This is a genomic window from Wolbachia endosymbiont of Leptopilina clavipes, assembly GCF_006334525.1.
Taxonomy (GTDB): Bacteria; Pseudomonadota; Alphaproteobacteria; order Rickettsiales; family Anaplasmataceae; genus Wolbachia.
The window spans coordinates 1-12,333 of the sequence record NZ_QJHA01000011.1 but is presented as its reverse complement, the minus strand read 5'-3'; the positions used below and the strand labels follow the sequence as shown (position 1 = coordinate 12,333).

Here is a 12,333-nt window from a genome sequence, read left to right as displayed (position 1 = left end):
GGTCTGCCACAATACTCTGTACCACGATCCGTCAAAACACGTAGCAATGATACTTTCTGTTCATCAAAGAACGGTACTACCCTATCATTAAGAAGATCTGCAGCTGTGATAGCAGTCCTTTCTGTGTAAAGCTTAGCAAAAGCAACTCTGGAATAGGTATCAACAAAGGTTTGCTGGTAAATTCGTCCAATACCTTTGATATTACCAACATAATAACTGTCTTGGCTACCTAAGTATCCTGGATGCTCTGTTTCAATTTCTCCATGGGCCTCTTTTTCTTCCTTAGCCTTTTCTAGAGCTGTTATCTGTTCTTCTGTTAAAATGATACCATCCTGAGCTACTTTTGCTTCTAATGCCTTTAACCTCTTTTTAAAATTTTCAAGATCGTTTCTTTGCCACACTGATCTTATTCCACTTGCAGAGATGAGAATTCCTCTCTTTTTCAGTTCGTTTGCTGCTCTTTCTTGTCCGTATGCTGGAAACTCTATTGCTATTTCAACTACTGCTTTTTCTATATCCTCCGACACTCTATTTGCATACAATGGCTTGCTTTTGCTTATCTCGTGTAAAGCCTCTTCTCCTCCTGTTTCATACAGTTCTTTGAAGCGGTAAATGTATCCCTTGAATATCCCATTACTTTACACGCCTGTGATACATTTCCTAATTGCTTTGCAAGTTCTAGCAATCCCAACTTTGGTTTTAGTATTTTTTCTTGTGTTGTATTCATATCTGACACTCCTTTAAAACTTGTCTATATTTTTATCTTACTTTGTTTGCTTGTCAGATCAAGTCTAGACTATTACAGTTAAGCTTTGCTGGCAAAATGAAAAGTAAGACCAGCTTCTATACCGTGTGTGTGAAACACTTGATTGCCTATACTGATACTTTCTTTGTATAACTTCTGGTCCGACGGTTTTTGATTTTTATTCAATTCTAATATCTTTTTTCCATCTTGGTTTACCTGTTGCTTTGCTTTCATTTCTCCTAACACCCCTGCTTCAAAATCAACATTACTACCAAGAACACCAAAACCTCTATATCCGATGTGCATATTTACATCTTCGTTTATACGATAATCAAAGCCAGCTTTCAATTGACCGGCAGGTCTTATTGACGATTTTTCAAACATCGTCATTCTTGTTCCACCAACTCCAATACCAACGTAAGGAGAAAAAGAAAAACTATCACTTTTCCAATAATGATAAACATTTGCCATTACAGATGCGTTTTCTACTTGGTCATGATTAATTACAGTTTTATACATATAAGTTTTTTATTAGTACTCTCACCAAGTCTTTTAGATACGAAACAGTTACTTGATTGCTTGATAAACCAATATTATCTACTTTTACAGAAGAGTACATCCCTTCCAATTCAGCTCTATAGCTATTATTGCCTAGTTCTCCTGTGTAACCAAACGTTACATTTGCAGCAAAAGGTGGGTTATAATCTCCTTTATACTTACTTATTAACTGACCTTCTGTTCTCTGAGCGTCTATGTCATTTATAGATACACGGTTATCATCTGTAGCATCTTTGCCTCCAATTTTTGCTTTCAACTTACCCAAGTTCAAATATTGACCGTAATATCCACCACCAAAGTAAAATCCTTCCGTTTCACTTGCAAAAGATTGTTGTGACAACAATAAAGCAAGTGCTGTCACTGCTAATGTTTTTTTACTCATCATGACTATTCCTCTAGTTAAAATAGCTAATCTAGTACTAATTAATTAAAAATGATTTAATATGAAAAAACTAATTATTTTCTAAGCTAAAAAATAGGTAAAATTAACCTCTATCCTCGATTTTATTGCCGTCTAGTTTGTCCTCATCTTCAAATTCATCCTTACTGTCTTCATCATCAAACCCATCACCACCTTCAAACTTATCATCAATATCCTCGTCTTCAAATCCATCTTCAATCTCTGGCTCATCGTATATTGCATCTTCAGTTTTAGCTTCAACAGGATAATCAGCAGCTTCAATAGCATTACTCTCTTCTTCATTACTAATCTTATCTTTGTTAGCAGCAGAAAAGACCTTGTTTGGATCATATGGCTCTTGTGTAGGCACACGTGTTGGTTTAATCAGCCTTCTTGTGAATGTGCTATCACTATAGTACAAAATTTTCTTTGACTTAATTGGATAAGTCGATTCTATCAAAATTATCTGATCATCACGTGGCAGCATAATAATTTCTTGAGGTAAGAGCAATGCTCTCTGTGTTTCAGAGATATGCAATGATCTTGATGCAGGATTCAAGTCTAAAAATTTAGGTTTATTTAATGATTCTTGTTGTACAGTTTTGTTTCCTATAAGCTGAGATATCAAATTAGCCGTTTCAATATTATTGGCTGCAAAAGTTATTCTATAGGTTGAGTTTGATAAAAAGGAGTTCATTCCTGCTTCTTCATATATTCCTTTAAGCTGTTCAGTATCTTGAACAATTAAAAATAACCTTACTCGATAGCCACGAAAGTATGCGATGCCCGTTTGAAATTGCTCCATTTTTCCAAGTGTTGGAAACTCATCCATTAAAAATAATACGCCGTAAGGCTCGTCATCCGATGGCAATTTTCTACATAAAAACTCAGTTGCCTGTTGGTAAAAAACCTGCATTAAAGGCCTGAGCCTAATTAAGTTATCAGGAGTTAAACCAACATAAACTGTAGTTTTCTTCTTTTTAAAATCCAAAATATTAAAATCACTTGATGCAGTTGCAGTATCGATCAATGGGTTTGCCCACAATTCAAGCGACGAGTTCATAGTTGACACAACACCTGATCTTTCTTTGTCAGCCTTTTGCAAAAAAGCTGCAATGTTCATATACGCTACCGGATGTATTATTTTACCCATTGTGTCCAAAACTACAGCAAGATTGTAAACTACGTCATCGCTACGCATCGTACGCACAACCTCACCAAAAGATTTAACTTTCTCTGGTGCAGCAAGTAAATATAGTACCACCCCAACAAATAAGCTTCTTGCTTCGTTTTGCCAAAAATCTTGTTCAGGCATGATTAGGTTAGCTATTTTTTGCACATCGTCAACCATCTGTCCAGGTTTTTCACTAATCCATTCCAGTGGATTATAACAATGGCTTACCCCATCTGGCTGCGCTGGGTTCCATACATATACTTTTTGTCCTTGTCGCTCTCGCCAACCACTTGTTATTTCATAGTTTTCTAATTTTATATCATGCACAATTACCGAATCATTCCAAAATAACAAATTAGGAATTACAAAACCAACACCTTTACCAGAGCCTGTAGGTGCAAAGAGCAATGCATGCTGAAACCCATCAGCAATAAAATATCCTCTCTTATCTTTACCAAGCAATAGACCTTTTTTGCTTCTTAATCCCGCTTTTCGTATGTCTTTCTCTGATGCCCACTGTGAATCTCCATGAAGTGATTCTTTCTTTTTAAATGGCCGCCACTCAATTAGTCTTTCTCTCACATTCCACAAAATAATCATCAAAAAAATTTGAGGCAGTAGAGAAGATACAACTAATTTAATTTTGAGCTCAAAGCTATATAGCTCTGGATGATACCAACAATATTGTATATGATCAAAAATTGTCGGCCAGAGAGCTTGAGGAAAAGGTGTCAAGCTAGGATTAATTGCTCTAAAATCTACACCATCTGGACCGTCAACAAACAGGTAGAATAATATACCAGACAAATAGAAGCAAAATTCAAGTATGCTAAAAGATACTACACCTCCTATGAGAATATTACGTAGGTGATTTCCATTACTCATAAACTACTTTTTCTTAACTTACGTATAAATTTAAGTATTTTCACTTGAAGATCTAGTAAATAATATCTCAGAAATGCTTCTTTTGCCTCCACTGGTTCTTTTTAGCTGAATAACAATATCAATTACATTTCTAATGTATGGTATGATCTGATCTGGGGGAATGCCAAGATTTGCTTGCATAACCATAAGTTTTATTTGCTCAAGAGCCATTGCCGGACTATCCGCATGAAGAGTTGATATTGACCCTGGGTGGCCAGTGTTTATTGCTCTAAGAAAACTAAAAGCTTCTGCTCCACGTAATTCACCAACTATTATCCTATCTGGTCTTAAACGTAAACATGCCTCTATCAAATCTTGAGTGGTCACTTTTGCCCTGCCTTGCCCTCCTTTAGAAACAATTAAATGGACTTTATTGGGATGATCATTCAAAACTATCTCCCTCGCATCTTCAACAGTAATAATTCTTTCTTCAGATGGAATAGCACACAAAGTAGCATTAGTAAAAGTGGTTTTACCAGTGGAAGTTCCACCACTAATTATGATATTTTTCTTACTTATTACAGCATATTCTAAAAACTCTTTTATTTTTTTTTGTTTCAGTAGCAAATCTAGGTGACGATCTACTGGATTATCGGTCACTCCTATAACAGTTTCAGAAAAAGCCCCCATTTTTTCATAATCATCCAATGCCAATTGCATAGAAGAAGGTTTACGAATTGAAATGACTACTTTATCAGGCTCACATGCTGGAGGAAACACTATCTGTATACGATAACCATTTGGTAATGTAGCTGAAAGCAGCGGTGTCTCTTCGCTCAGTTTTTGTTCTGTAGCTTGAGCAATCAACCTGCTAAGAGATTTTAAATGATTAAGATCAAATATTTCTAACTTTTCACATCTTATTTCACCGCGATTTTCAATCCATACTTCCTTCGGTTTATTTATTGATATTTCATTTACACCTTCCTCTTGAAATATCCCTTGTAATGGCTCCAAGTATGTATCAAGTGCAGCATAGTTCATTTCAGTTATTTAATATTGACTGTGGAGGAAATACTATATCTTGGTTAACAAATACTTTCAATGCAGTTCCTTGATTAACATAAATAGTTGGTTTTTTATCTACACTCCTATCAACTATATCTCGCATGTCTTTGGAAAAATCATTGATTGACTTCCCAATTGCTTCATCATAAACAGATTTGCTTCTTTTCTGAGTTTGCCTCAACAGTTGACGTACATCGTCTAAAGTTATACCGATATTGTCACTAGTAATTGTATCAACTCCACTAGCTCCAGAACTTTTTATCACACTTACTATTTCTTCCTTTATTATTCTCAGCAAATCCTGATCACTTTTAGCATTTCGAATTTTTTCAATAGCCCTAATACCCAATTTCCATTTTTCGTCTCCTACCTTCCCAACTTCAGTTTTTATAGAATTCTCCAATCTCTCAACAATAGCCCCTTTGAGAGAAGAAATATCTATTTCAGTTGCAGTAATAGACTTCACTGCATCCATGGCAGTTAGCGCATCGATAAGATTAGAGGCTTTTTGTCCTACAACAGCTGAACCAATCGAAACACCAGCAAGTGCCACTGAAGAGAATAATGCACTTGCTATTTTATTATCAACTATTCCAGCTATCCCTGCCCTTCCAAGCTCATCGGTACCAGATAATGCAATAGCAACATCTATACCATGAGGAAGAATGATTCTATTCCAATTTATGTTCACGCGGGCTTTTGCAACATTTGAGTCGAATGAATAACCACCTATTAACCTTGAACCTTTTGGTATTAAAATTGTATCACCAGTTTCTGCATAAACGTCTCTACTAACAACAGCACGGAGCATTCCTTGTAAGTCAGAACTTATTGCAGTTTCAAGAATAGCGTCAATAACCTTACCTTGAATAATCATTAAACCAAGCTTTCCAGCTTTGGTAGCTTTGCTCGATTGTGCTGAGGTATTGGATAAAACAGCATCTGTAGCTTTACCTTCCCTACTACTACCTGAAATTGCTAACATTTGTGCACTACGTCTGTCTCTAGGATAACCGCCACCCCCTATTGTAGGAAATGAAGTAGGCAAATTGCTAATAACATTACCAGAAGGAAAATTTTGCTTTGGTAAAACAGGTATATTTGACAAGGGAATTTCTTTTAGTTGCTCTTCTTTTTTTGTCACTTCCTCTTTTTTGATTTGTTTTACTTCTGGTATGACTTGTGGAATAGGAAGAGGAGGTAAGGGTGGCAAGAGATCAGTTACTACTCTTTCGGAAACTATTGCATTATCTGGAACTTGTTCTAACTTTCCTTTCAATTCTTGAATGTTTTGCTTTGTTTCCTCTTTTTTAACAATCTCTGGACCCTCTTTATTAGAAGGACTAAAATAAAGATAGTACACTCCACCAACTAAGAGCGCTACCATAACTATCATCAATGCCTTATAACCTTGATTAGAGCCAACTGTTACTACCTTGCTTTCTATCTCTGATTCATCTTCTACACTATTATGCCTTTCTTTACTCATATTATATGTACCAGAACTAAAGTGACCTATTTATAACTTCAACTTCACTACCTTCATAACGCATTAATAGCTTTTTATGTACTCCTTTTATTACAACATAATCATCAAATAACAGCCTTTTACAGGATTCGCCTTCTATAAAAATCTGAGGAATTTTATTACTATTTCTAAACTTTAAATAGGTTAAATAACCATCATCGAATAACTCAATTGGAACTATATCTACGTTACCACCTTCATCAATATATGTATAGTTGTACCTCGTATTATTTTCTTGTATTATTTTTTCTGGCTTTTCTGTAATGTATTGCATTTGAGTAGGTAAAGAAACCTCATCTAAATCAACATCAAATTCATCTTCTTCTTGAGGATAATAAAAACGTATTACGTAAGATATATCCTTTTCAACGGAATAATCATGATCCACTTTTTTAGCATCAGCATCAGCATCAGCATCTGGGTATTTATCGTAATTTGGTCTTGAAATTAGATCAAAAATGTAATTTCTCTTTTTAGTTGTCGTAATAATCATGTTAGTGCGACTACTGACTTCAAATGGCATGACAAGCAGTTTATTATCATAAGGATTAATTTTCCAACTTGATGCATCACCAACAGCAATATTTTTGACTTTTTCCCCTTCTGCAAACTCAATATAAGAATAGTAACCTTGACTAAAAATTACTGTAAACACCTCATTAGGGCTATATACAAAAGTCTTTATTCTACTATCTACAGAAATAGGTTTATTATTAATAGATGCATTTAAGTTGCCACTTATTAGTAAAGCTAAAACTAACAATATCCTACACATATTCATCATCTACTCTATATGAAATAACTTGAAACCCTAACGGGTTAATATATCTTTGCTGATCATTCATTTCAAGCGATGCATATTTATACGACATCACAACTATCTTATTTTTCCTTGAGGAATTTCCATCTTTTCGTGTAAATTCTATAGAAAATCTCACTTGAAGAGCATCATTACCTAATTTTTGAATTGAACGAATTTTCAACTCACCTTTAGCATCTGAATATAAATTAAAAAGGTCATTCATATTCTGCGATTTTATATAATTGCTAAATTCACTATATACACTAGGCGAAGAAAACAACCTTACTTTTGTATAATAATTATAATTATAATTATATGGGTCAAAAACCTCCCTTGCTTTTATATACTCTGAAATAAAATAATCGTTCAGCGTTTCATTTGCAGAATATTGTTTTACTGTAACAGGATCAACCAATTGCACTATTCCTGACTTTTTATCAATTTCTATAACGAATGGCTCAATAGTGCTACTTGTGCTAATTTTAAATATAGCTAATATGCTTATAGAAATTGCAACTAGTAATATTAATGTAAATAAAAGTAAAGTATTTCTCTGAGCAACAACTGTGCTATAGCGACTTGAATTCCAATTTATATCCTTATTCAATGACTCATTACTTTTTTCTTGTTTTAAAAATTTCAGCATCTCAATATTCTTAAAAATCTTAACTTATATTAATTAACATAGCAAGCTAACAAAGTAGTTATAACAAAAAAGCTAATAAACCCTTAATCCATGGTCTAACTTGCCAAATTTTGTTTCCATATATGAATCATTATATTCATTGCGTTCCATAATAAGTGGTACACACTTTGTAACTTCTATACCGTTATTTTTCAACTCTGATAACTTTCTACCATTGTTTGTAAGTAATTGTATTTTGTTAATGTTCAATTTCTTAAGTATTTTAGCTGCAACAGCAAAGCTCCTTTCATCATCTTCAAAACCCAATACTATATTTGCATCAACAGTATCAAGATTATATTTTCTTTGCATACTGTATGCTCTTAACTTATTAGTTAAACCAATGCCTCTCCCATCTTGCATCAAGTATAATATAATGCCATTCCCAAAGTCGGTCATTATTTGAATCGCTTGATGTAACTGGCTTCTGCAATCACATGATAAGCTGTCTAATAAGTCTCCTGTATAGCATGAAGAATGAATTCTCACTAATGGCTCATTATCTTTATCTGGATTGCCAATGATAATTGCATAATGTTCTCTTCCGCCACTTTTGGTTCTATAAGATATGATATCTACTTCTTGAGTCTGTTTTAAAAATAATGATGTTTTGCACACTTCATACACACTATGATTTTGTTGAAAATCATTCACAAGTAACGTATTTAGTGCAATAATGTCATTTTCTTCACACCAATTTCGCATTTCATGTTTATTCTCAAAAGTCATATCAGCCACTAACGCGTATGGCAATAATTCTGAGAACTTAAGCAAGGCAACAGCATACGCATCTATTGTCTTTGAGCATTGCAACTCTTTTATCCAATCTTCCTTTGAACAGTTTATTAAATGGAGCAGTTCATCAAAATTGCTTATCAACAGACGTTTGCTACTATGTTCTTTACTCTGACATATGTATTTTACCTTACTTGCAGTCAAAGTAACATACACATTACCTGATATAAGCTTATATTGACTAAATAAATTTTTTTCTAAAGTTTCAGCAGCAGCAAGCAATAGATAGTTATTTTCATCATCATATATTAAAATTGGAAGACCACGCCTGACTTCACTGATGGCCCTTTCTACTTTATTTCTACTTTGATTTCCTATAAACATTTCACCTACACCAAACAACTTGGTGCGGTCGAGAAGACTTGAACTTCCAAGGCTTTGTGAGCCACAGCGACCTCAACGCTGCGTGTCTACCAATTCCACCACGACCGCACTTTATTCTAGTTTCTATATAATTACTTTAAATTACTTAATCATTTTAGGGTTTTTCATCTAAAGTGTCAATCTGATACTAGGATAATTTAGGAAATGCCTGTATAATTTAACTATGAATTTTATGGTTACAAACTTTAATCATTTAAGATAATCTTACTACTAATTCTTAATTTAGGTCTTTATACAAATGAAAATAGCTAATATCTTCATTTTTTTAATTCTATCTCTTACAATTAGCTTTTACCCCACTCATGCACAAATATTGTACACATGGTCTCAAATCATTCCAGAAAATAAATTAAGCATACGTGCGATTATAGACAATAACATGTGTCCCATTGCTTACGTCGATAATAAGGAAGTAGAAATGCTAAGTCGCAGCTCAATTAACAATACCGAAACAGTTTGTGAACTGATAGTAGAAACAAATGCTCAAAACATTAGTATTGACAATATAAAAGTTCCCGTATTAGCGGAAAAGATCAGCAAAATTGCCTTCATTGGCGATACAGGATGTAGAATAAATATGTTATTTCAGCAAGAATGTAATTCTGTAGATAGCTGGCCTTTGAAAAAAAATTTAGATTCAATCGCTTTTCATAAACCAGATTTAATTATCCATGTTGGTGATTATCATTATAGACAAACAAAATGTAGAAACACAAAAAAGTGCGGCGATATTTATGGATATAGCAAAGAAGCTTGGTACGCTGATTGGTTTGAGCCTGCAAAAGATATTTTAACACAATCTCCTTTTCTTTTTGTTCGTGGAAATCATGAGAGTTGTAATAGAGGTTATGAAGGATGGTTCAGATATTTAGATTCATACCCCTTTTCCCCTCAAAAATGTGAAGATCTTATTTCCAGTTGGTTCTTAGATGCTGGGCCGATGAAGTTTTTTATCTTCGACTCTTCATCCGGTGAGGAAATTTTTACAACCCAAAGCACAGTTGATGCTTTTGAGAGGCAGTTTGATAAATTGATACAAGATAAGCCCACGTGGTTTTTGACTCATAAACCACTTTGGAGATCTCCAAAAAAAGAATTTTTGACATTAAAAAGTCATGGTAATTTTACACAAATTGAAGCTTTTGGAGATAAATTTCCAAGCAATGTTACTACCATAGTTTCTGGCCACATTCATATAGCCCAGATTTTATTAATGGATAATGTTCCAGATCAGATTATAGTTGGAAACGGCGGTGCATTATTACACGCTCAAGATCAAGAACCTGTTTATCAAAACGTAGAATTTAACTATCCAAATAGTAGAAATTACTTAGCACACGAAGTTAGAAACTTTTTCGGCTTTGGCTTTGCAATATTAGGTTTAGACGATCACAAATTTACTTTCTATAACCAAGATAATAAGGAAATGTATTCTGCAAACCTAACGAAAAACTTTAAACTTAAAACAAATTAAAATTAGGACTATTTAAGGACGCAGAAAAAACGTGCTGAGCTTAAAAAACTCATAGCAACAAAAAACACTGAAATTCTTGTATATATCGACTAATCTGGAATTGATAACACAAAAGTCAGCGTATTAGTATGATTGCAGCTTTGAATAAGGGAAAAATTATGGCGCCTATGATTTTTGAAGGCTACTGCGATACAGACGTTTTTAATAGCTAGTTCAAACTTTTTGCTGGGTGATTTTGGATAATGCAACTTTTCATAGAAAATAAGTGAATTTGTTAAAAGTGTCAGTGCTGAAGTTATATATCTGCCTCCACATTCTCCTGATTTTAATCAAACCATTGGTTTGTTATAAAAAATTGAGCCAGAAAGAATATCCAGCTATTCGAACTATTAGAAAAAGAGCTATATATGAGCATGTTTTAGCACAGACATTATTTTTGTAACTAGGCAAATGCAATCAGTATTAGCGGCTTGAAAGGATATCAATTAATAAAGAAATGCATCTAAAGTAATCACTTAACTAACGGCAAAGTGATACCATGTTGGTTCATATATTTTCCTTTCATATCATCATATGATTTCTCGCATTCACTTTCGCCGCTTAAAAACACAAATTGGCATGCGCCTTCATTAGCGTAAATTTTTGCAGGAAGTGGAGTGGTGTTCGAGAATTCAAGTGTGACGTGACCTTCCCATCCAGGCTCTAAAGGTGTGACGTTTACTATAATACCACACCTTGCATAAGTTGACTTACCAACACAAATTACCAGTACATTCCTTGGTATACGAAAATACTCCACTGTGCTGGCAAGTACAAAACTATTTGGTGGGATTATACATACATCTGTTTCCTTATCTATGAAACTATTCTCAGAAAAATTCTTGGGGTCTACAATAGCTGAATTAACATTAGTAAAAATCTTAAACTTATTACTAACTCTTGCATCATAGCCATAAGATGATAATCCGAAAGATACAACACCCTTACTGCTTTTATGATTCACAAAAGGCTCTATCATTCTAGAGTTTTCAGCCTTTTCCCTTATCCATTTATCTGGCATAACTGCCATAATTGTCCTTTAAAGTTTTGTAATACTTATAATAATATGTAATAGAATTTAAATGTAAACCTGAATTAGCGTTACACTCTGGAATGGCAAAGTTTCCAGTATAAACTACCTATACAAAAATAAATTGGCAATATTTCAAGCCTGCCAAGCAGCATCAAAAACGATAGAAATAGCTTTGCTTGTAATAGTCTAGACTTGATCTGACAAGCAAACAAAGTAAGATAAAAATATAGACAAGTTTTAAAGGAGTGTCAGATATGAATACAACACAAGAAAAAATACTAAAACCAAAGTTGGGATTGCTAGAACTTGCAAAGCAATTAGGAAATGTATCACAGGCGTGTAAAGTAATGGGATATTCAAGGGATACATTTACCGCTTCAAAGAACTGTATGAAACAGGAGGAGAAGAGGCTTTACACGAGATAAGCAAAAGCAAGCCATTGTATGCAAATAGAGTGTCGGAGGATATAGAAAAAGCAGTAGTTGAAATAGCAATAGAGTTTCCAGCATACGGACAAGAAAGAGCAGCAAACGAACTGAAAAAGAGAGGAATTCTCATCTCTGCAAGTGGAATAAGATCAGTGTGGCAAAGAAACGATCTTGAAAATTTTAAAAAGAGGTTAAAGGCATTAGAAGCAAAAGTAGCTCAGGATGGTATCATTTTAACAGAAGAACAGATAACAGCTCTAGAAAAGGCTAAGGAAGAAAAAGAGGCCCATGGAGAAATTGAAACAGAGCATCCAGGATACTTAGGTAGCCAAGACAGTTATTATGTTGGTAATATC

Annotated in this window: 10 protein-coding genes, 1 tRNA gene and 3 pseudogenes; 3 read left to right on the top strand and 11 right to left on the bottom strand. The window is 34.1% G+C overall.

Translation table 11 applies throughout. The features are described from left to right. The 10 genes and pseudogenes from OUY_RS01180 to OUY_RS01140 all read right to left on the bottom strand — a co-directional run. Positions 1 to 727, bottom strand: a pseudogene (locus OUY_RS01180) (helix-turn-helix domain-containing protein); the annotation flags it as partial. A 78-nt stretch (positions 728 to 805) separates the two neighbouring features. Beyond that, a complete protein-coding gene (locus tag OUY_RS06740) occupies positions 806 to 1,264 on the bottom strand; it encodes a P44/Msp2 family outer membrane protein (protein WP_342777212.1) in 459 nt (152 codons plus the stop codon). Next, positions 1,257 to 1,688 (bottom strand): P44/Msp2 family outer membrane protein, encoded by a 432-nt coding sequence (locus OUY_RS06735; protein ID WP_342777211.1) that lies wholly within the window; start codon positions 1,686 to 1,688, stop codon positions 1,257 to 1,259. The genes OUY_RS06740 and OUY_RS06735 overlap by 8 nt, the downstream gene beginning before the upstream one ends. A gap of 100 nt (positions 1,689 to 1,788) precedes the next feature. Next, the gene (locus tag OUY_RS01170) at positions 1,789 to 3,762 is read right to left on the bottom strand and encodes a type IV secretory system conjugative DNA transfer family protein (protein ID WP_139686479.1); all 1,974 of its coding nucleotides are present in this window, start codon (positions 3,760 to 3,762) and stop codon (positions 1,789 to 1,791) included. Between the two features lie 30 nt (positions 3,763 to 3,792). Beyond that, the gene (virB11, locus tag OUY_RS01165) at positions 3,793 to 4,785 is read right to left on the bottom strand and encodes a P-type DNA transfer ATPase VirB11 (RefSeq protein WP_139686478.1); all 993 of its coding nucleotides are present in this window, start codon (positions 4,783 to 4,785) and stop codon (positions 3,793 to 3,795) included. A gap of 1 nt (position 4,786) precedes the next feature. Continuing rightward, entirely contained in the window at positions 4,787 to 6,298 is a 1,512-nt protein-coding gene (locus OUY_RS01160) for a TraB/TrbI/VirB10 family type IV secretion system protein (protein WP_139686477.1), read from the bottom strand. Between the two features lie 16 nt (positions 6,299 to 6,314). Beyond that, positions 6,315 to 7,118 carry a P-type conjugative transfer protein VirB9 gene (gene virB9 / locus OUY_RS01155; protein WP_179949515.1) on the bottom strand — a complete coding sequence of 268 codons (804 nt, stop codon included), beginning with the start codon at positions 7,116 to 7,118 and terminating at the stop codon, positions 6,315 to 6,317. Next, a complete protein-coding gene (locus OUY_RS01150) occupies positions 7,105 to 7,785 on the bottom strand; it encodes a VirB8 family type IV secretion system protein (RefSeq protein ID WP_139686475.1) in 681 nt (226 codons plus the stop codon). The genes virB9 and OUY_RS01150 overlap by 14 nt, the downstream gene beginning before the upstream one ends. A gap of 72 nt (positions 7,786 to 7,857) precedes the next feature. Next, positions 7,858 to 8,943 carry a GTP cyclohydrolase II gene (locus tag OUY_RS01145; protein WP_139686474.1) on the bottom strand — a complete coding sequence of 362 codons (1,086 nt, stop codon included), beginning with the start codon at positions 8,941 to 8,943 and terminating at the stop codon, positions 7,858 to 7,860. Between the two features lie 20 nt (positions 8,944 to 8,963). Continuing rightward, positions 8,964 to 9,051: transfer RNA gene (locus OUY_RS01140), tRNA-Leu, on the bottom strand. Positions 9,052 to 9,241: 190 nt separating this feature from the next. On the opposite strand from OUY_RS01140, the gene OUY_RS01135 reads away from it, so the two are divergent. Beyond that, the gene (locus OUY_RS01135; protein ID WP_139686473.1) at positions 9,242 to 10,477 is read left to right on the top strand and encodes a metallophosphoesterase family protein; all 1,236 of its coding nucleotides are present in this window, start codon (positions 9,242 to 9,244) and stop codon (positions 10,475 to 10,477) included. 15 nt (positions 10,478 to 10,492) lie between these two features. Further along, a pseudogene (locus tag OUY_RS06245) lies at positions 10,493 to 10,833 on the top strand (transposase); the annotation flags it as partial. Between the two features lie 155 nt (positions 10,834 to 10,988). Here the strand turns inward: OUY_RS06245 and dcd are convergent. After that, the gene (dcd, locus tag OUY_RS01130) at positions 10,989 to 11,546 is read right to left on the bottom strand and encodes a dCTP deaminase (protein ID WP_006012513.1); all 558 of its coding nucleotides are present in this window, start codon (positions 11,544 to 11,546) and stop codon (positions 10,989 to 10,991) included. A gap of 257 nt (positions 11,547 to 11,803) precedes the next feature. Here dcd and OUY_RS01125 point away from each other — a divergent pair. Further along, positions 11,804 to 12,333: pseudogene (locus tag OUY_RS01125) on the top strand (helix-turn-helix domain-containing protein); the annotation flags it as partial.